Below are 21,407 nucleotides of genomic sequence, written 5' to 3' on the forward strand. Positions count from 1 at the left end.
TGGTCCCTTCCTAGTAATGCTTCGTGGGGTGTATCAGGAATCGGGAGACTCGATCGACAGAGCGCCTGTAGCAACGCCCTCGATCAAAGCGGCACCGAGATCGCGGGCGGCGGTGGCTCGTTCTCTCAGCGCAGCCTCGTACCTGGCAATCTCCGTCAGAGCGGCTTCGAGGCGCCCCGCCTCGCGAACATCGGGAATCGGAATGCGCCAGCTTCGCCACTCGCTGCCCTGTGCTGCCATCGCGTTGATCACTCCGGCGACCAAGCGCGGACCGACCGCAGCACCAGGTCCGAGGCGCAAAATTCGTGCAGGTGAGGCGACGAGCGCACCACCCATCTCGTCCACCCATGCGCGTGGTGCGGGGGTCTCGGTGAAGACGACGTCGCCCACCTCCGTCCGCTCCGCACGCGGATAGAGTCGCTCGGCATCGATCGGGTCGAATGCGATCTCCCAATCAGGTAGCACGGCAACCGTTCCCGTCGGATGCGCGGCGCCAGGGTCGATCCGACTGCGAGGAAGCACGCGCAGTTCCTTACGCTCTTCCATCTCGCCCAGCGATCGACGGTTCATGACGAATCCGGCACGCGATGGGACAACCAGAACGTCGAGCGCTTCCTGGGCGACAGACGTCCGAAGGGTGGCCCGATGTACTCGGTCGATCTGGTCGTTCGCATTCACTCCCCGCTCCACCACGGCGGAGATACCGCGAGGCACAACCACGGACGACACAACGATATCCGCAGCGGATACATGTCGGGTGAACCGGTACGACCGATGGGCAGTTTCGGTCAATGCGGCCGCGACGTCAGCAGTGAGGTCACCGAGGTCGGAATCGGACATCCGATCTATGTCGCCGAGGTGCACCCGTTTCGGCTTGCTTCCGCCGCGGCAGACCCATACCGCGACGTTCTGCCGGTGCGCCTCTCTCCACAGCCCGCGCGGAAGCCGAAGAGCTGCGACGAGCGTGCCAACTTTGATGGTGCCGGCGCGCTTCTCGCGCGCAGCCCCGCGGAGACCGTCTGCAAGCACTCGGCTCGACCCCACGATGACCGCGATCTCCCCGTCGGACAGGTCGAGGACCACCTCGTCGAGAAGGTCGAGTGCCGGTGCCTCCTCCAGTCCGAGAACGGATGCGACACACACCGCGGGTGCTCGGCGATCGTCGTCGACATCGATCCCGCGGATCGCGGCACGCCGGCGGACAGCCCGGCCTACCTCGTCACCGTCAGTCGTCAGCGTGCCATCCATTGCACACAGGGCGAGCGCGAGCGACGGATCGCCCTTCCCGAGAAGTCGGACTTTGTCACCACCTCGGTGCGCGACGGCGGCGTCGACTATCGCCCGTATTGCCTCGATCCCGTCCTCGCTCAGATCCCGTACACCGCGGTCCCGGCCCAATCGGCCGATCTCGAGTCGCGCCAGCGCATCTGCAGGACCGAATGAGGCGTCCATCAACTGGTCCGTGAACTCGATGAGGTCGAGCGATTCGTCGAGTGCGCGAATTTCAGTCAGCAGGAATCGATCGCCTCCATCGACCTCGACAGCGGCATCGATCCGATCCGAAAGCGTCGTCCCCTGCAGCTCGAGCCCCGTTGTTGCACGCCACGCGAGTAGCGTCACCACGTCCTCGAACGAGAGATCTGCCGGGACCGCGAACGCCGGAGCATCGAGCGCGGCGTCTGCACCACTGTTCCCTCGACCCGTTCGAGCGAGCCATTCGACGATCTCCGTGCTGCTGAAGTGCTCGATTCGGCCGACCGTGTGAGTCGGTGCCGGAAACGGCATCGACTTGCCGTTCACCGTGGTGCGCCTGCGCCACTGACTGACGGCCGGCCGCGATACCTTCGCCAAGGTGGCGATGTCCCGCATGGTCAGTGTGCTCATCAGTCCGTCACCGTCTCTCGTCAGCCAGTTCGCGTCGATCTCGACTCGGTCTCCTGAACCTTAGACGTAACGAGACGTGCGTCCGTTGAAACGTGGTGTTAAGCCCTCTTAACACCACTTCAATTATCCACTTGCGCTAGTTGCATGGATGGTGGATGCACGCCCACCACGCGGTGGGCCGAGACCACGAGGAGATCCCGTGACCAACCGCATTCGCCCGCCCGCCCACTTCGACGACACCGCGACAGCCGTCGTCATCAATCACGTGACGCTGCTCGACGGAGAGATCGCCCGCGAAGCCCAGCGCTGGACTAACGGTGAGCGTGGTCCGGTCGTCGACGAGTCTGATGTTCTCGCGGCGGCAGACCTGTCTGCCTTCGTCACGAAGGCGATGGCGGTAGGCGCACACGCACTGTCCGCAACCGGGCAGGCTCAGGAAGCTCGGGTTCTGGAACGCATGATCGACGAACTCGGAGAGAAGGCCGCTCAGACGACGACCGATGCCGCCAAGGTGACATCGGAGGCTGCGAAGTCCGCCTCGGAAGCCGTGACCAAGGCGGCAGCAGATGCACAGAAGGCGCTGCTCGACGCGGACGCGGCAACGCGCAAGTCCTTCACGGACTCCGTCCGCAGCGCACACCAGGAGATGACGAGTCAGCTCTCGTCCTTGTTCGGAGGGAATGAACCGGAGGTGATCAACCGGTTCGCTCCCTTGCTGGAGAAGTTCGCGAGCGACCTCGAACGCAGAGCGACCGCCAGCACAACTGAGTTACTCACCAAGGCGGCGAAGCAGTTCGACCCCACCGACTCCACCTCACCGATGGCGAAGCACGCGGCTGAACTTGCTGCGCAACAGACGAAGCTGGCAGAGCGAACCGACAAGCACCACGCCGAACTGGCCGCCAAACTCGACGCAGTCACGACTGCGCTCACGGTGAGGGAGGCGCGCGCCGACGTTGCGCGACTGACACCGCTCAAGGGCAATTCGTACGCAGACGACGTTCACGCGATTCTCATCGACATCGCAACGGGCCTCGGTGACGAGTACACCGATACCGGCAGCGTTGCGGGCGCAATCTCACGATCCAAGAAGGGGGACGGCGTTCTGACGATGAACGACAACGCCAAGGTGGTCGTCGAGATGACCGACTCCAAGCGCACAGCATGGAACGACTACCTCGATGAAGCCGAGCGTAACCGGCGCGCGGGATCATCACTCGGTCTCGTGCGGACCCTGGACCAGAACAACGGAGAGTCGATCCGCCTCCTCGGAAAGCGGCGCATCGTCATGGCCTTCGATCCGGCGTCAGACGATCCGAGTTTCCTGCGCACTGTCGTCCAGCTCCTTCGTGCGGTGGCCGCGGCATCATCGAGCACAGCGAGTACCGAGGGTATCGCCATCGCAGACACCAAGATCACCGAAGCAATCGAGCAGCTCGGCAAGATCGACGAGATCAAGAAGATCGCCGGCACCATTCAGAAGAATGCGCAGAAGGTCGAGAACACCTGCACCGTTGCCAGTGCTGGTATCGAGCGGTTGTTGACCGAGGCGATGTCGGCGCTCGCGTCCGTCGAGGTCGAGGGGCCGACAGCCGACGCGGCGATCAACGCGGCGTGAGACCGGAGGAGAGCAGCGCTCCGGAACGCCGACAGGCCCGAGCCGTGATGGCTCGGGCCTGTCGGGGTGTGTCAGGTGATCAGATCACCAGGAGCTCTTGTGCACTCCGGGGAGCTCGCCGCGGTGCGCCATCTCGCGCACGCAGATACGGCAGAGGCCGAACTTGCGGAACACGGAGTGCGGACGGCCGCAACGCTGGCAGCGGGTGTACGCACGAACCGCGAACTTCGGCTTCTTGTTGGCCTTGTTGACCAGTGCCTTCTTAGCCATACGCTCAGTTCTCCTTGAACGGGAAGCCGAGGTGCTTGAGCAGCGCGCGGCCTTCGTCGTTGTTGGTGGCCGTCGTGACGACGGTGATGTCCATGCCGCGAGGGCGATCGATCTTGTCGACGTCGATCTCGTGGAACATCGACTGCTCGTTCAGGCCGAACGTGTAGTTGCCGTTGCCGTCGAACTGCGTGCCCGACAGGCCACGGAAGTCCCTGATGCGGGGAAGCGCGATGGACACGAGACGGTCCAGGAACTCCCACATGCGGTCGCCGCGCAGCGTGACGCGCGCGCCGATGGGCATGCCCTCGCGGAGCTTGAACTGCGCGATCGACTTGCGGGCCTTGCGGATCTCGGGCTTCTGGCCGGTGATCGCGGCGAGGTCTGCGACCGCACCGTTGATCAGCTTCGCGTCACGGGCGGCGTCGCCGACACCCATGTTGACGACGACCTTGACGATGCCGGGGATCTGCATGACGTTGGCGTACTCGAACTCGGTGTTCAGCGCGTCCTTGATCTCCTCGCGGTAGCGAGTCTTCAGGCGCGGAGCCGGAGCGGAGCCTGCGGAGCGAGAATCCGACAGTTTGTTCTCGGTGGTCGTCATCAGATGTCCTTCCCGTTCTTACGGGAAATCCGAACGCGCTTGCCGTTGTCGTCGGTGCGGTAGCCCACGCGGGTGGGGTTGCCGTCCGAGTCGATGACCGCAACGTTGGAAACGTGAATGGGGGCTTCCTGCGTGACGATGCCGCCCGAGGAGGCGCCGCGCTCGTTGGCCGAGACAGCGGTGTGCTTCTTGATGCGGTTGACGCCCTCGACGAGGACCTTGGAGGTCTCGGGGTAGGCCGTGATGACCTTGCCCTTCGCTCCCTTGTCCTTACCGGAGATGACGAGAACCGTGTCGCCCTTGTGCACCTTCATCTCACAACACCTCCGGAGCCAGCGACACGATGCGCATGAACTTCTTCTCACGCAGCTCGCGGCCGACCGGGCCGAAGATGCGGGTACCGCGGGGATCGTTGTCAGGCTTGATGAGAACGGCAGCGTTCTCGTCGAACTTGATGTACGAACCGTCGGCGCGGCGACGCTCCTTCGTGGTGCGGACGATGACGGCCTTGACGACCTCGCCCTTCTTGATGTTTCCACCGGGGATCGCGTCCTTGACGGTGGCGACGATGACGTCGCCGATCCCGGCGTAACGGCGTGACGAGCCACCGAGAACGCGAATGCACAAGATTTCCTTGGCACCCGTGTTGTCGGCGACGCGAAGCCGCGACTCCTGCTGAATCATGGGTCTCCTAGTGACCTGGATGTACGTACGCGGCGGATACCGACCCGACGCGCGCGGTCTGTGGCCCTGGCCGACGCATGCGTCTACCACGGGCAACCGCTCTAGTGTAGGGAACACGCGGACGGGATCCAAATCCTCCACCGCGGCGACGGCACAGGACTCTGTCAGGCGCCGGTGGCACACTGAGGTCCGTGGACAGCCTCGCACGGGGGGAGAACCGCCCCGCACCCTCGGACAGCCTCGACATCTCCGTGTCCGGCGCCGCCGTGGACGTCTCGGCGCTCCTGCTGAACTCCGCGGGCCGGGTTCGATCGGACGCGGACCTGGTCTTCTTCAACAACCCGGTCGGCCCCGGCGTGACGTACGGCAGCGGCGGGATCCGCGTGGACACCGGTGCGGTGCCCCGCGACGTCGACACCGTGGCCGTCACCGCCAGCCTGGACGGATCGGGCCCCACCACGTTCGGCGGCCTGGAGCCGACCATCTCCATCGGACCGGACCTGTCGTTCCGGATGAGCGGACTCACGAGCGAGACCGCCGTCGTGTGCGTCGAGATCTACCGACGCGGCGACGCCTGGAAGGTCCGCGCCGTGGGCCAGGGCTTCGACGACGGGCTCGCGGGCATCGCGACGAACTTCGGCATCACCGTCGACGACGAGCCCGCGCCGGCCACGACACCGGCACCGACCGTCGTCCCCACCACAGCAGCACCACCACCCGTACCGACGCAGGGAGCACTGGCCGTGAGAAGTGAACTGTTCGCCCCCACCCACGCCGAGGTCCAGGGCGTCGGCATCCAGAAGCAGGGCAGCAAGATGGCCCGCGTCGCGATGAACGGCGAGATCATGGCGCGCTCGGGATCGATGGTGGCCTACCAGGGCGACCTGAAGTTCGAGGCGCAGGGATCCGGCGGCATCGGCAACATGATCCGTCGCACGGTGACGGGCGAGGGTGTGCCGCTGATGAAGGTGTCCGGCCGCGGCGACCTCTTCCTCGCGAACGCCGCCCAGGACGTGCACATCATCGACCTCGACGGCAGCGACGGTCTCACCATCAACGGCGCCAACGTGCTCGCGTTCGACTCGTCGCTGTCGTACCGCATCGGCCGGGTCCAGGGTGCGGCCGCCAGCAGCAACGCGGGCCTGTTCAACTGCATCTTCACCGGGCAGGGGCGCATCGCCATCACCACCGACGGGCAACCCGTCGTGCTGAACGTCGACCAGCCCACCTTCGCGGATCCGCAGGCTGCGGTCGCGTGGTCGTCGAGCCTGCAGACCTCGGTGAAGAGCAACGATCAACTCAACTTCGGCACCCTCATCGGCCGCAGCACCGGCGAGCGCTTCACCCTGCAGTTCTCCGGGCAGGGGTTCGTCGTCGTGCAGCCGTCGGAGCAGCCGCCCGGCGGGTTCGTCGGCGGCACGGGCGGCGGGCAGCAGGCCGGTGTCGGCGGCGCGCTGGGTGGCCTGCTCGGACGGTGACCCGCGCGACACGGGTTCCCGTCCCCGGGTACGGTTTCGGGGATGGTAACCGACAGGGCAGGCCTGAAGTCGGCCGAAATCGGCCGCGGGGCGGTGGCCGGTCCGGTCGGCCTCGACACCAGGGCGGGGGTGATGACGTGACGACACGCGTCGACACCGCGACGCCCTGGTGGCACGACGCCCCGCTCGACCGGGTCGTACGACTGTCCGGCGCCGCGATGCGCGATCTCGCCGAGTCGGTGGACCCGCTGCCGTCCGATGCTCCGGCCGCACTCTTCTTCACCCTGTCGAACGGCTCCGCGTCGGAGATGGTGGACGCCGTCGTCGCCGCGATCGAGCAGGCCGCGCTCGACCTCGTCCCCTTCCTGCTGCCCGGCGACGTCGGCGACCGCTCGTCGCTGGCCCGCGACGCCGCTCGGGCACGAGCTCACGAGCACGCGTCTTCGAGCGAACACTTCGGCCCGTACCTGGCCCATCTCGCGGGCGCGTCGACGTCCGGACGCCCCCTGCGTGTCGACGCCTTCGCTCGCGAGACCCGAGCCGCCGGTGCCGCCCGCGTGATCGCCGACGTCCACGGGCGAGAGCGCGCCGTCCTCGTCGTGGACGTCCCCGCCGACGCCGACCCGGCAGCGGTGGCGACCGCCGCGGAATGGTGGTGCAGCACCGGGACGGGCGTGTGGTTGACCGGGGCCGGTGCACCCGCCGTGGACAGGTTCCCGGTGCTGACCGTGCGCACTCCGTCGACCCCGGACGACGTCGACACCATCGTCGACCGCTTCCGGCCGCTGAGCTACCCGCCCGTCGAGGGGCGTCCGCACGCGGCCAGCGCGGCGGAGATCCTGCTGGATCGCGTCCTCTCCACCCGCGAGTGGGCGGCGGGCCGACGCCACAACCGGTCCGTCCGGCCGACGACGTTGAGCAGACCGTTCACGCTGGACGTGTCGTGGGTCGATGAGAAGGTCGCCATCGAGATCGACGGCCACGAGCACCGTGCGCGTGCTCAGTTCGCCGACGACCGGTCCCGTGACAACCTGCTGCAGACGCACGGCTGGATCGTGCTGCGCTTCACCAACGAGGACGTGCTCGCGGACCACGGGAGCGTGATGACGATGATCGAACAGGCACTGCACCGACGACGATCGAAGGGGACTCCCACGTGAGCGCGAACGAGTTGACCGGCACCGAGGTGTCCGTGCTGATGGTGCTGATGGCCGAGGCACGCGCAGTGCGCAACCCCGAACTGTCGACACTCGGGCCCGAGTTGAAGAAGCCCCACCGGGACCACCTCGCGTCGCTCGGCCTGATCGAGGTGGGCAAGCAGGGTCGGACGATGACCGTCGAGCTCACCGACAAGGGCTGGAAGCACTGCTCCGACCTGATGGGCACGCAGGCGCCGAAGGGTGCGGCCGGCCCCGGCAAGGCCCTGTTCACCGTCATGGCAGGCCTCGGCCGGTGGTTCCACCGCGACGACGTACGTCCCGCCGAGGTCTTCTTCCCGCGCGACACTCCGACGTCGATCACGGCGCCGCCGACGCCACCCAACGCCATCGTCGCCCCCGCGGTCCGCAGTGAACTGTCCGCCGCGGACGTCGAACAGCGGATCCGGTCGACGTACGCGGACCTCGCTCGTGAGCCCGGGGCCTGGGTGCGGCTGTCGCGGCTGCGGCCCGCCCTGTCCGACATCTCGCGCACGGATCTCGACGAGGCGCTCGCCCGGCTGCGACGCGCCCCCGACGTCTCCCTCATCCCCGAGGAGAACCAGAAGACGCTGACCGACGAGGACCGCGCCGCGGCCGTCGATGTCGGCAACCAGCAGAACCACCTCTTGGCGATCGAACAGTGATGGGCGGCTCCACGATGACGACCACGAAGTCCGAACAGATCCGCGCTCTCGAGTCGGTGCGGCTGAGCTGGGCCCCCACACCCGACGACGTGTGGCGGTCCCAGTCGGACGTCCACGTGCCCGGGATGCACGAGCGGGTGTTCACCGAGGTCATGAGTGCGTACACCGACGCCGAGAACTCGGACGACGCCAGTCCGCTCGGCGTCGTCGTGCAGGGCCCCGCGGGTTCCGGCAAGACGCACCTTCTCGGGCAGGTCCGCGAGGAGGTGCAGTCGCGCGGCGGCTACTTCTTCCTCATCCGGCTCCTCGACGCCGCGGGTTTCTGGCGCTCGACGCTGATGGGCATGCTCGACGATCTCAACCGCCCATCGGGTCGCGGTGACGACAGTCAGCTCCGCCTGGTCCTGCGGCGGCTCTGCGACATCGCCGGCGTGAGCGAGGACCAGCGGCGACAGGTCATGGGCGAGACCATGATCGACGCCGACACGCTGAACGAGTTCGTCACCGGCGTCTACAAGGCCCATCCCCGCCATCGTCGGACCTCCCAGCACACCCTGCGTGCCCTGGTCCTCTCGATCGCACCCGACGCGGCCGTGCAGGACATCGGCGACGCCTACCTGCAGTCGATCGACGACGTGGACGCCGACGAGTTCGAGTCGTGGGGCATCCGCCGCGCGGAGCTCGGTCACCAGGGCATCGCGGAGAACATCTCCCGACTGCTCGCGATCACGGGTCCCACCATCCTCGCCATCGATCAGATCGACACCCTCGTCGCGCAGGCGCGCACCGGCGCCGACAAGGACTACGCGGACGAGCAGGAGGACAAGGTGGTCGAGCAGCTCGCCCACGGTCTGATGACTCTCCGTGAGACGTTGCCGCGCACCGCCTCCGTGTTGTCGGCGCTGTCGAGCGCGTGGGATCTGATCGCCGCTCGCGGGGTCGCACCGATGCGTGACCGGTTCCGGGTGACGCAGCGGCTCAAGCCGATTCCGTCGTCGGACGTCGGCCGCCTGCTGCTCGAGCGTCGCCTCGAGGCGTGCTTCCGCGAGGTCGGCTTCGCCACCCCGCACCCGACATGGCCGGTGGCCGTCGACGCGTTCGACAAGGCGCCGGACTTCACTCCCCGCCAGCTGCTCATCGCCGTCGACAAGCACATCCGCCACTGCCTCGAGACGGGGGTCGCGACGGAACTGACCGACTTCGCCTCCAGCGGAGGGGGATCCGACACACCGTCGCTCCCCACGGCCAAGCGATCCGAACTCGAGGCGCTCGACGAGCGGTACGCGCAGTTGCGCAGCGCCGCGGACGTCTCGACACCGCTCGAACCCGGCACCGAGGACAGCCTCGTCCCGGCACTGCTCTCCGCCGGTCTCGACGCGTGGATCCACGAACACCAGTCGTCCGACGACAGCCTCGCGCAGGATCCTCCGCCGAGCGGCCGCCCGGCACTGCACGCACGGCTCCGCCACACCGTCGACAGCGACACCGACGACGAGGAACACTGGTGCTTCCGCGCCGTCTCCTCCACCAATGCCCGTGCGGCCCTGGCCCGTATCGAGCGGGCCGTCACCGCGGCGGGTCTCCACATCGACATGCCGCGCCGTCGGTTGATCCTCATCCGCAACGCACCGTGGCCCAAGGGCGCGAAGACGGAACAGACCGTGGCGGCGCTGCACCGCGCCGGTGGTGTCGAGGTGCCGCTGAGCGAGGACGATCGGCGCTCGCTGCACGCCCTGGGCGCTCTCCGGTCGGAGAACTCGCCGGCCCTCACGTCGTGGCTGCTCGCCCGCAAGCCGGCGCACGAGATCGCGTTGTTCCGCGAGGTGCTGCCCGACGCGAGCGTCGTCGACGACGATCAGGCACTCATCGAACCCGAGGTGTCGCAGGCTCCAGCGGCAACTCCGCGCCGGGAGCAGATCGAGATGGGGACGGAGCTCAGCACCAACGCCGAGGTCCGCATTCCGCTCGAGGCGCTGCGCAAGCACACGGCGATCTTCGCCGGATCGGGCAGCGGTAAGACCGTGCTCATCCGCCGGCTGGTCGAGGAGTGTGCCCTGCACGGTGTCTCGTCGATCGTGCTCGACATCAACAACGATCTCGCCCGCCTCGGGACACCGTGGCCGGAGGACGAGCGCACGTGGCCGCCGGGCGACGAGGCGAAAGCTGCTGCGTACCTGCGGGACACGGACGTCGTCATCTGGACTCCGCGCAAGTCGTCGGGGCGGCCGCTCAGTTTCCAGCCGCTCCCCGACTTCGCCAGCGTCGTGAACGACAAGGACGAGTTCGACGCGTCCGTCGAGTCGGGCCTCGCGGCGCTGGCTCCCGCCGCACTGGCGACGGGCACCACGGAGAAGGCGAAGCACCGCCAGGCGGTGCTGCGCGCGGCACTCGACGGGTTCGGCCGGCGCTCGGCCGGCGACATGTCCGACTTCATCGACCTGCTGGAGAACCTGCCGGCGGATGCGAGCGAGATGCGGGACGCGGTTCGCATCGCCGCGGACCTCGCGGAGAACCTCAAGGCCGCGATGACCAACGACCCGATGTTCGCCGGGTCCGGCACTCCCGTCGATCCGGGCGTGCTGCTCACCCCGGCCGAGGGAAAGAAGGCGCGCGTGTCCGTCATCAACCTCTCGGGGCTCACCACCGAGGAGCAGAAGCAGAGCTTCGTCAATCAGCTGCAGATGGGTCTGTTCGCTTGGATCAAGAAGAACCCGGCGGGTGATCGACCGCTCGGCGGACTCTTCGTCATGGACGAGGCGCAGAACTACGCGCCCTCGGACAAAGCGACACCGGCCACGCACAGCACGCTCGCACTCGCGTCGCAGGCCCGGAAGTACGGCCTGGGCCTCGTCTTTGCGACACAGGCACCCAAGGGGCTGCACAATCGCATCGCCGGAAACGCGGCCACCCAGTTCTACGGCCTGCTGAACAGTCCCGCCCAGATCCAGGCGGCGCAGGAAATGGCGCGCGCCAAGGGCGGTTCCGTACCCGACGTCGGACGTCTCCCCGCAGGTCAGTTCTACGCGGCCGTCGAGGGTTCGGAGTTCCGGCGTACGGCCACTCCCCTGTGCCTCACCTTCCACCCGAAGAGTCCCCCCACCGAAGAGGAGGTCCTCGCGCTGGCGCGCGAGTGAGAGGAGAAGTCATGGCGCCGGCGCGCGAGTAGCGTTGTTCGCATGGCTTACAGATTTCTGGGCAACAGCGGACTCAAGGTTTCCGAGATCACCTACGGCAACTGGCTCACCCACGGGTCGCAGGTGGAGAACGACGTCGCGACCGCCTGCGTGAAGGCGGCTCTCGACGCCGGCATCACGACGTTCGACACCGCGGACGTCTACGCCAACGGCGCGGCCGAGACCGTGCTGGGCAAGGCGGTGGCGGGCGAGCGTCGTGAAGGTCTGGAGATCTTCACCAAGGTGTACTTCCCGGTCGGCGAGAAGGGCCCGAACGACACGGGGCTCTCGCGCAAGCACATCTTCGAGGGCATCGAGAACTCTCTGCGACGCCTCGGCACCGACTACGTCGACCTCTACCAGGCGCACCGATACGACCACGAGACGCCGCTCGAGGAGACCATCGCCGCCTTCGGTGACGTCGTCCAGCAGGGCAAGGCGTTGTACATCGGTGTGTCCGAGTGGACCGCGGACCAGCTCCGCGAAGCGCAGACACTGGCCCGGCAGCGCGGTTTCTCCATCGTCTCCAATCAGCCTCAGTACTCCGCACTCTGGCGCGTCATCGAGTCCGACGTGGTCCCGGCGTCCAAGGAACTCGGTATCTCGCAGGTCGTCTGGTCACCGCTGGCTCAGGGCGTCCTCACGGGCAAGTACGTTCCCGGACAGCCGCTTCCCGAGGGCTCGCGCGCGACCGACGACAAGGGCGGCGCGGACATGATCTCGCGCTACATGAACGACGAGACGCTGACGCGCGTGCAGAAGCTGAAGCCGATCGCCGACGACCTGGGCATCACGATGTCCCAGCTCGCCATCGCCTGGGTGCTGGCCAACGACAACATCGCGGCCGCTCTCGTCGGCGCGTCTCGTCCCGAGCAGATCGCCGACAACGTCAAGGCGCAGGACGTCACCCTCGACGCCGACGTGCTCGCCAAGATCGACGAGGCGCTGGGCGACATCGTCGAGAAGGATCCGTCGAAGACGGTGAGTCCCGAGAAGCGTCTGGTCTGAGGTCAAGATCAGGTAAAGGATCGGTCAGATACGTCTGAAGGCGTGCAGGATCCGGGATGCCGGGGTCGAATGAGACATGACTTCCGTACCCCGGATCCTTGCGGCCGACGGTGGCACCCTCACCACCATCGAGAATGCCATCAATTCCACCTTCGAACCCGTCACCGAGGCGGTCACCACCGTCGTCTTTTTCTCCGTCGACATCGGCGGGGCATCGGTACCACTGGTCGTGCTCTGGCTCCTGGCCGCCGCGATCATCTTCACGATCACCTTCAAGTTTCTGCAGGTCCGCGGCGCGAAACACGCGGTGGAACTGGTTCGAGGACAGCACGACGACCCCACCGCACCCGGCGAGGTCAGTCACTTCCGTGCGCTGACCGCCGCCGTGTCCGGCACCGTCGGCCTCGGCAACATCGCCGGTGTCGCGGTCGCCGTCACCCTGGGCGGACCCGGTGCCACGCTGTGGATGATCCTCGCCGGCTTCCTCGGTATGGCCACCAAGTTCGTCGAGTGCACGCTGGGTGTGAAGTACCGCGACGTCCACGAGGACGGCACCGTCTCCGGTGGTCCCATGAAGTACTTGACCAAGGGGCTCGCGGAACGCGGGATGAGCCGGGTCGGAAAGATCATGGCCACCGTCTACGCGGTGATCATCATCTTCTTCGGCATCTCCGGCGGAAACATGTTCCAGGCGAACCAGACCTACGCTCAGGTGCGCAGTGTCACCGGTGGCGACGACGGCTTCCTCGGCTCGGACGGCGCGAAGTTCGGTTTCGGGCTAGTCGTCGCCGTGGTGATCGGGCTGGTCATCATCGGCGGGATGAAGTCCATCTCCGCCGTGACGGCCAAGCTGGTTCCCGCCATGGCCATCGTCTACGTGCTGGGATGCGCCGTGGTGATCGCCGTCAACATCGAGCAGGTCCCCGGCGCCATGAGTGCGATCGTGACGGGCGCCTTCTCCCCCACGGGCGTGGCGGGTGGCGTACTGGGCGTCATGATCATCGGCATCCAGCGCGCCGCGTTCTCGAACGAGGCGGGACTGGGATCGGCCTCCATCGCGCACTCGGCAGTCAAGACGCGTCATCCGGTCACCGAGGGATTCGTGGCCATGCTCGAACCGTTCATCGACACGGTCGTGATCTGCACGGCCACCGCTCTGACGATCGTCATCGCGAACACGCAGTCCTGGCAGGACCAGCGCGCCATCGTCGCGGAGACCGGCGCTCTTCCTGCCGGCGGCGTCACACTCACCTCGGACGCGTTCGAGACGGTGCTCCCCTGGTTCCCGTACATTCTGACCGTCGCGGTGGCGCTCTTCGCGCTGTCCACCGCCATCACGTGGGCCTACTACGGGTCGCAGGCGTGGACGTCCCTCTTCGGCCGCAGCGCCCTCGCCAAGCACAGCTTCAACGTCATCTTCTGCCTCTTCACCGTCGTCGGCACAGTGCTGTCGCTCGGATCCGTACTGGACTTCGCGGATGCGGCGCTGTTCGCCCTGGCCTTCGTCAACATCATCGGCCTCTACCTGCTGCTTCCCGTCGTGAAGCGGGAGCTGCGCGACTACATGGCGCATCGCCGGGGCGAGACGGTGGCGGTCGACGACGTGGACGTCACGGGCTGACCGCGCCTACGCCTCCAACGCCCCCGCGATCCGCTGTTCGATCTGTGCGTACGCCGTCGTCGGCAACGTCACCAGGCCCTCGAGCTCGGTGCGCGCCTTGCGGTACGCCGCCTGCCGCTCGGCGGGGGTCGAGGCGCCGTCCAAGGCCATGCGCAGCAGCGACTGCGCGCGAGTGAGTCGGTTCTGCTCCGCCTCGCTGAAGTTTCCGCGGCGACGACGCTTCGCCTCGGACTCGGCGGCGGTGAACGCCACGGCGTAGTCGTGCACGGCCGAGCGGTAGAGCCGCTGCGCCTCCGGATCGCCGACCAGTTCGTCCGCCGCCGACGGCCGGAGCGAGTCGGCTTCGAGCTTGGCGCGGTGGAAGGCCACCGTCATCGGGTCGCGCATGTTCGTCATCATGGGGAACTCGAGCAGGTTGATGACGTCGGTCTCGTAGGCGAACCACCGAGCGTTCACGTCGTCGTGCTCGGCGAGCGCCTTCTCGACGGATCGACGTTGTGTCTCCGCGTCCTGCTTCGTGGACTTCGAGAGTTCGAGCGCTGCGACCTTGGCCTGCTGCTTGATGCGGTACCGCTCGAGGCGACGATCCGCACGTCGCTCGTTGGCGGCGCTGACCGCCTTGGCCGCACCCGCGATGGACCCGCCGAAGACGAACCACAGCCACCAGTACTGGCCGGCGAACTGCATCACACTGTCCATGCCGATCCCCTCTCGTCCGGCCATCGTAGCGAGGACAGGAGAACGCAGAACGACCCCGCACTCACGAGGAGTGCGGGGTCGTCCATGGGTGCTGCAGGTCCTACTTGGCCTTCTCGAGGACCTCGACCAGTCGCCAGTGCTTCGTGGCGGACAGGGGGCGGGTCTCCATGAGCTGAACGCGATCGCCGACGCCGGCGACTCCGTTCTCGTCATGGGCCTTGACCTTGGTGGTGCGTCGGATGATCTTGCCGTAGAGGGCGTGCTTCACACGGTCCTCCAGCTCGACGACGATCGTCTTCTGCATCTTGTCGGAGACGACGTAACCGATACGCGTCTTCCGGCTGTTGCGTGCTTCTTCAGTGGTCACTGTTTCCTCGCTCATGCTGCGTCACCTGCCGTGTCCTCGGAAGGACCTGCGGCGAGCCCGAGCTCACGCTCGCGCATCACGGTGTAGATGCGCGCGATCTCGTGGCGGACGACGCGCAGCCGACGGTTGTTGTCCAGCTGGCCGGTGGCCATCTGGAAGCGGAGGTTGAACAGCTCCTCCTTCGACTCACGAAGGCGGGTGATCAGTTCTTCGTCGCCGAGCTCGCGGAGCTCGGCAGCCGGGGTACCGGTAGCCATCAGAACTGAACCTCCCTCGTGATGATGCGTGCCTTGATCGGCAGCTTGTGAATCGCGCGCGTCAGTGCTTCACGAGCGATCTGCTCGTCCGGGTAGCTGAGCTCGAAGAGCACGCGGCCGGGCTTGACGTTGGCGACCCACCACTCCGGCGAACCCTTACCGGAACCCATGCGGGTCTCGGCAGGCTTCTTCGTGAGCGGACGGTCCGGGTAGATGTTGATCCAGACCTTGCCACCACGCTTGATGTGGCGGGTGACGGCGATACGGGCTGCCTCGATCTGACGGTTGGTGATGTAGGCGGGCTCGAGAGCCTGGATGCCGTATTCACCGAAGGTCACCTGAGTTCCGCCCTTGGCGGCACCCGAACGCTTGGGGTGGTGCTGCTTGCGGTGCTTGACCCGACGGGGGATCAACATGCGTCAGCCCTCCTTCTGCTCGGTCGTAGCGGGTGCATCAGCGGTTGCGGTCGCTGCGCGGCCGGCCTCGGTGCTGGTCGCCGTGGTGCCCGAGGCACCGCTGCGACGCGGACGAGACGGACGCTCACGACGGGGACGATCGCCTGCCGGAGCAGCGGCGGCGACAGCTTCACGCTTGCCACCGACGATGTCGCCCTTGTAGATCCAGACCTTCACGCCGATGCGACCGAAGGTGGTCTTCGCCTCGTAGAGGCCGTAGTCGATGTCCGCACGCAGCGTGTGCAGCGGAACGCGACCTTCGCGGTAGAACTCGGAACGGCTCATCTCCGCGCCGCCGAGGCGACCGGAGCACTGAACGCGGATGCCCTTGACGTTCGGCTGACGCATGGCCGACTGAATGGCCTTGCGCATCGCACGACGGAAAGCGACACGGTTCGAGAGCTGCTCGGCCACACCCTGTGCGACGAGCTGTGCCTCGGACTCGGCGTTCTTGACCTCGAGGATGTTCAGCTGGACCTGCTTGCCGGTCAGCTTCTCGAGCTCGGAACGGATGCGATCCGCCTCGGCGCCGCGGCGACCGATGACGATGCCCGGACGCGCGGTGTGGATGTCGACGCGAACCCGATCACGGGTGCGCTCGATCTCCACCTTGGCGATGCCGGCGCGCTCCATGCCCGTGGCGAGGAGCTTGCGGATCTGCACGTCTTCCTTGACGTACTCCGCGTACTGCTTGTCTGCGTACCAGCGGGACTTCCAGTCGGTCGTGATGCCGAGGCGGAAGCCGTGCGGGTTGATCTTCTGGCCCACTACTGAGCTCCCTTCCGGCGACCACGTGTCGAGCCGCCGGTCTTGGGCAGGCTCTCCACGATGACCGTGATGTGAGATGTGCGCTTACGAATGCGGAACGCACGACCCTGGGCACGAGGCTGGAAACGCTTGAGGGTCGCGCCCTCGTCGACGAATGCAGCCGAGACGATCAACGTGCTCGGATCGAGATCCAGGTTGTTCTCCGCGTTGGCCGCTGCCGAGGCAACGACCTTGGCGACGGGCTCGCTGGCAGCCTGCGGTGCGAACTTGAGGATGTTCAGGGCATCCTCGACGCTCTTTCCGCGGACCAGGTCCACGACGCGACGGGCCTTCATCGGCGTCACGCGAACGTGCTTGGCCGTGGCCCGGGCGATCGGGTTGTCGGTGGGGGTGAAGTTGGTCATCGCCGCTTCGCCTTCCGGTCGTCCTTGATGTGACCCTTGAAGGTCCTCGTCGGCGCGAATTCACCGAGCTTGTGTCCGACCATCGCATCCGAGACGAACACCGGGACGTGCTTGCGACCGTCGTGGACGGCGAAGGTGTGACCGATGAAGTCGGGGGTGATGGTCGAGCGGCGTGACCAGGTCTTGATGACCTGCTTCGTGCCCTTGTCGTTCTGAACGTCCACCTTTTTCAGGAGGTGGTCGTCGACGAACGGGCCTTTCTTCAGACTGCGTGGCATCTGCTACTCCCTCCTGATTATCGCTTGTTCTTGCCGGTGCGGCGGCGGCGGACGATGAGCTGATCGCTCGGCTTGTTCTTGCGGGTACGGCCTTCCGGCTGTCCCCACGGGCTGACCGGGTGGCGACCACCGGAGGTCTTGCCCTCGCCACCACCGTGCGGGTGGTCGACCGGGTTCATGACGACACCACGGACGGTCGGGCGCTTGCCCTTCCAGCGCATACGGCCGGCCTTGCCCCAGTTGATGTTGGACTGTTCGGCGTTGCCCACCTCGCCGACGGTGGCGCGGCAGCGCACGTCGACTCGACGGATCTCACCGGACGGCATACGCAGCGTGGCGTAGGCGCCTTCCTTACCGAGGAGCTGAGCACCGGCACCGGCGGAGCGGACCATCTTGGCGCCGCCACCCGGACGAAGTTCCACCGCGTGGATGGTGGTACCCGTCGGGATGTTGCGGAGCGGGAGGTTGTTGCCGGGCTTGATGTCGGCCGTGGCACCCGACTCGATGGGCGAACCCTGCGAGATGCCCTTCGGCGCGATGATGTAGCGCTTCTCACCGTCTGCGAAGTGCAGCAGCGCGATGTTGGCGGTGCGGTTGGGGTCGTACTCGATGTGAGCGACCTTGGCCGGCACGCCGTCCTTGTCGTTGCGGCGGAAGTCGATGAGCCGGTAGGCGCGCTTGTGACCGCCACCCTTGTGACGGGTGGTGATGCGGCCGTGTGCGTTGCGGCCACCGCGGCCGTGCAGCGGGCGGATGAGCGACTTCTCCGGTGTCGAACGCGTGATCTCCGCGAAATCGGAGACACTCGCGCCACGACGACCGGGAGTGGTCGGCTTGTACTTACGAATTGCCATGTTTGTCTCGTCCCTTGATCCTCGAGGACCCTCTGAGCTCCGGCCGCTTACGCGACCGGGCCTCCGAAGATCTCGATGGGCTTGCTGTCGGCCGAGAGGGTCACGAGCGCGCGCTTGGTGCTCTTACGCGTGCCGTAGCCGAATCGGGTCCGCTTGCGCTTGCCCTGCCGGTTGGCGGTGTTCACGCTGGTCACAGTCACGCCGAAGACCTTCTCGACAGCGATCTTGATCTGCGTCTTGTTCGAGTCGGGGTGCACGATGAACGTGTAGGTCCCCTGCTCGATGAGCCCGTACGACTTCTCCGAGATGACCGGGGCCAGCAGGATGTCGCGGGGATCGGCAATGGTGCTCACTTGTCCTCCTCCTGTGAATCCGTTGCTGCCTTGGCCGGTCCTGCGATGAACGTGTTCAGTGCCTCGACACTGAAGATCACGTCGTCTGCCTCGAGGACGTCGTAGGTGTTGAGCTGATCGGGCGCGATGGGGTGAACGCCGTCGAGGTTCTGGACGGACTTCCATGCGGCCAGGTCTGCGCGGCCGATGACCAGCAGAACCTTCTTGCGATCGGTGAGCTCCGCGAGGAACGTGCGAGCACCCTTGGTGGAGGGCACCTGTCCCGCGACGAGCTCGGTGATCACGTGGATGCGCTCGCTGCGCGCCCGGTCGGAGAGAGCACCGCGGAGAGCTGCAGCGATCATCTTCTTGGGGGTGCGCTGGCTGTAGTCGCGCGGCTGCGGGCCGTGGACGGTGCCACCGCCGACGAACTGTGGTGCGCGGGTCGAGCCCTGACGTGCGCGGCCGGTGCCCTTCTGGCGGTACGGCTTCTTGCCGCCACCGCGGACCTCGCCACGCGTCTTCGTCGAGTGCGTTCCCTGACGTGCCGCAGCGAGCTGCGCGACGACGACCTGGTGCATCAGCGCGATGTTCGCGGTGCGATCGAAGATCTCGGCGGGGAGATCGACGGTGCCGTTGGTCTTGCCACCGAGCTCCTTGACGTCGAGCGTCAGGTTGGCTTCGGTCTTCTTCTCGAGACTGGTCATGCTCGCGCACCACCCTTCACTGCGCTCTTGACGATCACGACGCCGCCCTTGCGGCCCGGGATCGCACCCTTGATCAGCAGCAGACCGTTCTCGGCATCGACCTTGTGCACCGAGAGGTTCTGCGTGGTGATGCGGTCGCTACCCATGCGGCCCGACATGCGCATGCCCTTGAAGACACGGCCGGGGGTCGCGCAGCCACCGATGGAACCGGGGCGGCGGTGGACAGCCTGCGCACCGTGGCTCGCGCCCTGGCCCTTGAAGCCGTGGCGCTTCATCGTTCCCGCGAAGCCCTTGCCCTTGCTGACTCCGGTGACGTCGACGAAAGCGCCGTCCTCGAACTCGGCTGCGGTGAGCTCCTGGCCGATCTCGTAGCCTGCGGCGTCGGCGACGCGCAGCTCCGCGAGATGGCGGCGAGGCGTGACGCCTGCCTTGGCGAACTGGCCGGTGACCGGCTTGTTCACCTTGCGGGGATCGATGGCACCGAAGGCGACCTGGACGGCGCTGTAGCCGTCGCGCTCCTCGGTACGGATCGCGGTCACGACGTTCGGGTCAGCCTTCACGACGGTGACCGGGACGACGCGGTTGTTCTCGTCGAAGACCTGGGTCATGCCGAGCTTGGTGCCCAGAATGCCCTTGGCCGGACGCTTGATGTTGTCAGTCATGGTTGTCTCCGCGCTCACTGAATGTTGACGTCGACGCTTGCCGGCAGGTCGATGCGCATGAGCGCGTCGACCGTCTTCGGCGTCGGGTCGAGAATGTCGATGAGTCGCTTGTGCGTGCGCATCTCGAAGTGCTCGCGAGAGTCCTTGTACTTGTGCGGCGAACGGATGACGCAGTACACGTTCTTCTCGGTGGGCAACGGCACAGGTCCGACCACGCGTGCCCCGGTGCGGGTCACGGTCTCGACGATCTTGCGCGCGGACGCGTCGATCGCCTCGTGGTCGTAGGCCTTGAGCCTGATGCGGATCTTTTGTCCCGCCACGCTTATGTCCTCTTCCTTGCCCTGGTTAACCGTTGGTCAGGTCTCTCGTCTCCGGATGTCGATCCGGAGAACCCGGCAGTGTGCTGACCCGACGCCGGCATGAAGCCGAGCGCGAGGCGCATCCATGAGGACGAACGTGGCGGACTCTCGCATCCACGCACACGCGTGGCCAGGAGGAATCCGTTGCCGCTGTTCATCTGTCATGGTTCTCCGGTCCACGCGGTCGGGCGTGTCGCATTCCCGCACATGATTCTCCCTCGGCCCGAACTCGACCGGCGGGAGAACGCGGACCGGATGCGCCCATCGTGCCGGCGCAATCACTGCATGTCGTTCTCGTCGCATACCTCGACCGCGAGATCACGTCGCAACACGCACGACAGAGATCACCTCGGTCAAGGCAACCCGAACAGTATGACCCACGCCGGGGGTCGAGTTCAAATCGAGGCGGTACCGCGGCCGGAACGCACGGTCGATCGCAGCGATCCGCGCAGGTGGTACCCATCCGCACGTGGTGCAACCAGCACGGACGACCGGTCAGCGCGCGGATATACCGCGCCCGACCAACTTACCGCCGAGTAAGGTGCAGCCATGGCAACGGTCACCAGCACGTACGCGCTCTGGCAGCGACTCCCCGGCGGGATCACCCGCTCCCTGGCGTTCTCCGCGGGAATGTGTGTCCGCGTGCCCTTCTTCGCCACGGTCCTCCCCCGCGTACGGGAGCTCGCCCCCGGGCGGTGCGTGGTCTCCGGGCCCACGTGGTTCGGAGTGCACAACCACCTGGGCACCTTCCACGCCATCGCGGCCTGCAATCTGGCCGAGGTGGCGATGGGGATGCTCGCCGAGGCGACGATCCCCACGACCCACCGGTGGATCCCCAAGGGCATGAACGTCCAGTACCTGGCCCCCGGCAGATCCGGGCTCACCGCCACCGCGCTGCTCGACGATCGGCCGGACTGGGAATCGGTGACCAGCGGCGTGGAACTCGTCATCCCGGTCAGCCTGCGCGACGCCGGCGGCACCGAGGTCGTCCACGCCGACATCACCGTGTGGGCCTGCCCGCGGTGACTTCCGACCGGCCTCCGGCCTGCCCGCGGTGACTTCCGACCGGCCTCCGGCCTGCCCGC

At 66.7% G+C, this 21,407-nt stretch carries 26 protein-coding genes; 9 read left to right on the plus strand and 17 right to left on the minus strand.

All coding sequences use genetic code 11. The features are described 5' to 3' along the window. Positions 1-33: 33 nt before the first annotated feature. Positions 34-840, minus strand: coding sequence for a hypothetical protein (locus tag HQ306_RS12365; RefSeq protein WP_222631690.1), 807 nt, complete (start codon positions 838-840; stop codon positions 34-36). Between the two features lie 75 nt (positions 841-915). Here HQ306_RS12365 and HQ306_RS12370 point away from each other — a divergent pair, with 75 nt between their 5' ends. Together HQ306_RS12370 and HQ306_RS12375 are read left to right on the plus strand one after the other, a co-directional pair. After that, complete coding sequence (locus HQ306_RS12370) at positions 916-1,443, plus strand: hypothetical protein (RefSeq protein WP_222631692.1); 528 nt, start codon at positions 916-918, stop codon at positions 1,441-1,443. A 706-nt stretch (positions 1,444-2,149) separates the two neighbouring features. Further along, the gene (locus HQ306_RS12375) at positions 2,150-3,502 is read left to right on the plus strand and encodes a Fis family transcriptional regulator (RefSeq protein ID WP_308116137.1); all 1,353 of its coding nucleotides are present in this window, start codon (positions 2,150-2,152) and stop codon (positions 3,500-3,502) included. Positions 3,503-3,586: 84 nt separating this feature from the next. Here HQ306_RS12375 and HQ306_RS12380 read toward each other — a convergent pair whose 3' ends face one another. Genes HQ306_RS12380 through rplN form a run of 4 tightly spaced genes read right to left on the minus strand, consistent with a single transcriptional unit; the run spans position 3,587 to position 5,057 of the window. Beyond that, a complete protein-coding gene (locus tag HQ306_RS12380) occupies positions 3,587-3,772 on the minus strand; it encodes a type Z 30S ribosomal protein S14 (protein WP_027504665.1) in 186 nt (61 codons plus the stop codon). Positions 3,773-3,776: 4 nt separating this feature from the next. After that, complete coding sequence (gene rplE / locus HQ306_RS12385; RefSeq protein WP_222631694.1) at positions 3,777-4,373, minus strand: 50S ribosomal protein L5; 597 nt, start codon at positions 4,371-4,373, stop codon at positions 3,777-3,779. Then, positions 4,373-4,687, minus strand: coding sequence for a 50S ribosomal protein L24 (rplX, locus tag HQ306_RS12390; RefSeq protein WP_027504663.1), 315 nt, complete (start codon positions 4,685-4,687; stop codon positions 4,373-4,375). The genes rplE and rplX overlap by 1 nt, the downstream gene beginning before the upstream one ends. Position 4,688: 1 nt before the next feature. Then, positions 4,689-5,057, minus strand: coding sequence for a 50S ribosomal protein L14 (rplN, locus tag HQ306_RS12395; RefSeq protein WP_027504662.1), 369 nt, complete (start codon positions 5,055-5,057; stop codon positions 4,689-4,691). A 182-nt stretch (positions 5,058-5,239) separates the two neighbouring features. On the opposite strand from rplN, the gene HQ306_RS12400 reads away from it, so the two are divergent. From HQ306_RS12400 to HQ306_RS12425, 6 genes are all read left to right on the plus strand, one after another. After that, complete coding sequence (locus HQ306_RS12400) at positions 5,240-6,535, plus strand: AIM24 family protein (RefSeq protein ID WP_222632587.1); 1,296 nt, start codon at positions 5,240-5,242, stop codon at positions 6,533-6,535. Positions 6,536-6,672: 137 nt separating this feature from the next. Continuing rightward, positions 6,673-7,695, plus strand: a complete 1,023-nt coding sequence (locus HQ306_RS12405; protein WP_308115343.1) for a DUF559 domain-containing protein — start codon at positions 6,673-6,675, stop codon at positions 7,693-7,695. After that, a complete protein-coding gene (locus HQ306_RS12410) occupies positions 7,692-8,378 on the plus strand; it encodes a hypothetical protein (RefSeq protein ID WP_222630467.1) in 687 nt (228 codons plus the stop codon). Before HQ306_RS12405 ends, HQ306_RS12410 begins: the two co-directional genes overlap by 4 nt. A 14-nt stretch (positions 8,379-8,392) precedes the next feature. Continuing rightward, the gene (locus HQ306_RS12415) at positions 8,393-11,512 is read left to right on the plus strand and encodes a helicase HerA domain-containing protein (RefSeq protein WP_222631696.1); all 3,120 of its coding nucleotides are present in this window, start codon (positions 8,393-8,395) and stop codon (positions 11,510-11,512) included. Between the two features lie 42 nt (positions 11,513-11,554). Continuing rightward, positions 11,555-12,559 (plus strand): aldo/keto reductase family protein, encoded by a 1,005-nt coding sequence (locus tag HQ306_RS12420; protein ID WP_222631698.1) that lies wholly within the window; start codon positions 11,555-11,557, stop codon positions 12,557-12,559. A 76-nt stretch (positions 12,560-12,635) separates the two neighbouring features. Further along, entirely contained in the window at positions 12,636-14,180 is a 1,545-nt protein-coding gene (locus HQ306_RS12425) for a sodium:alanine symporter family protein (RefSeq protein ID WP_222631700.1), read from the plus strand. A 6-nt stretch (positions 14,181-14,186) separates the two neighbouring features. On the opposite strand, the gene HQ306_RS12430 is transcribed toward HQ306_RS12425, so the two are convergent. From HQ306_RS12430 to rpsJ, 12 genes are all read right to left on the minus strand, one after another. Beyond that, entirely contained in the window at positions 14,187-14,879 is a 693-nt protein-coding gene (locus HQ306_RS12430) for a hypothetical protein (protein ID WP_056442399.1), read from the minus strand. 100 nt (positions 14,880-14,979) lie between these two features. Further along, the gene (gene rpsQ, locus HQ306_RS12435) at positions 14,980-15,261 is read right to left on the minus strand and encodes a 30S ribosomal protein S17 (protein WP_042575434.1); all 282 of its coding nucleotides are present in this window, start codon (positions 15,259-15,261) and stop codon (positions 14,980-14,982) included. Further along, positions 15,258-15,503 (minus strand): 50S ribosomal protein L29, encoded by a 246-nt coding sequence (rpmC, locus tag HQ306_RS12440; protein ID WP_027504654.1) that lies wholly within the window; start codon positions 15,501-15,503, stop codon positions 15,258-15,260. The genes rpsQ and rpmC overlap by 4 nt, the downstream gene beginning before the upstream one ends. After that, positions 15,503-15,919, minus strand: a complete 417-nt coding sequence (rplP, locus tag HQ306_RS12445; protein ID WP_027504653.1) for a 50S ribosomal protein L16 — start codon at positions 15,917-15,919, stop codon at positions 15,503-15,505. The genes rpmC and rplP overlap by 1 nt, the downstream gene beginning before the upstream one ends. 3 nt (positions 15,920-15,922) lie before the next feature. Beyond that, complete coding sequence (gene rpsC, locus HQ306_RS12450) at positions 15,923-16,726, minus strand: 30S ribosomal protein S3 (RefSeq protein ID WP_027504652.1); 804 nt, start codon at positions 16,724-16,726, stop codon at positions 15,923-15,925. After that, entirely contained in the window at positions 16,726-17,130 is a 405-nt protein-coding gene (gene rplV, locus HQ306_RS12455; protein WP_027504651.1) for a 50S ribosomal protein L22, read from the minus strand. Before rplV ends, rpsC begins: the two co-directional genes overlap by 1 nt. After that, positions 17,127-17,408 (minus strand): 30S ribosomal protein S19, encoded by a 282-nt coding sequence (rpsS, locus tag HQ306_RS12460; protein ID WP_027504650.1) that lies wholly within the window; start codon positions 17,406-17,408, stop codon positions 17,127-17,129. Before rpsS ends, rplV begins: the two co-directional genes overlap by 4 nt. Positions 17,409-17,425: 17 nt before the next feature. Further along, positions 17,426-18,262 (minus strand): 50S ribosomal protein L2, encoded by an 837-nt coding sequence (rplB, locus tag HQ306_RS12465; protein WP_027504649.1) that lies wholly within the window; start codon positions 18,260-18,262, stop codon positions 17,426-17,428. Positions 18,263-18,309: 47 nt separating this feature from the next. Continuing rightward, entirely contained in the window at positions 18,310-18,615 is a 306-nt protein-coding gene (gene rplW / locus HQ306_RS12470) for a 50S ribosomal protein L23 (protein WP_027504648.1), read from the minus strand. Continuing rightward, positions 18,612-19,301 carry a 50S ribosomal protein L4 gene (gene rplD / locus HQ306_RS12475; RefSeq protein WP_027504647.1) on the minus strand — a complete coding sequence of 230 codons (690 nt, stop codon included), beginning with the start codon at positions 19,299-19,301 and terminating at the stop codon, positions 18,612-18,614. Before rplD ends, rplW begins: the two co-directional genes overlap by 4 nt. Further along, on the minus strand, positions 19,298-19,963 hold the full coding sequence (gene rplC / locus HQ306_RS12480) for a 50S ribosomal protein L3 (protein WP_027504646.1): 666 nt from the start codon (positions 19,961-19,963) through the stop codon (positions 19,298-19,300). The genes rplD and rplC overlap by 4 nt, the downstream gene beginning before the upstream one ends. A 14-nt stretch (positions 19,964-19,977) precedes the next feature. Continuing rightward, positions 19,978-20,283 carry a 30S ribosomal protein S10 gene (rpsJ, locus tag HQ306_RS12485; RefSeq protein ID WP_003938093.1) on the minus strand — a complete coding sequence of 102 codons (306 nt, stop codon included), beginning with the start codon at positions 20,281-20,283 and terminating at the stop codon, positions 19,978-19,980. A 588-nt stretch (positions 20,284-20,871) separates the two neighbouring features. Here rpsJ and HQ306_RS12490 point away from each other — a divergent pair. After that, on the plus strand, positions 20,872-21,348 hold the full coding sequence (locus HQ306_RS12490) for a hotdog fold domain-containing protein (protein ID WP_222631702.1): 477 nt from the start codon (positions 20,872-20,874) through the stop codon (positions 21,346-21,348). Positions 21,349-21,407: the final 59 nt, after the last annotated feature.

Origin of the sequence: Rhodococcus sp. BP-160 (genome assembly GCF_019836205.1) — a bacterium.
Taxonomy (GTDB): Bacteria; Actinomycetota; Actinomycetes; order Mycobacteriales; family Mycobacteriaceae; genus Rhodococcoides.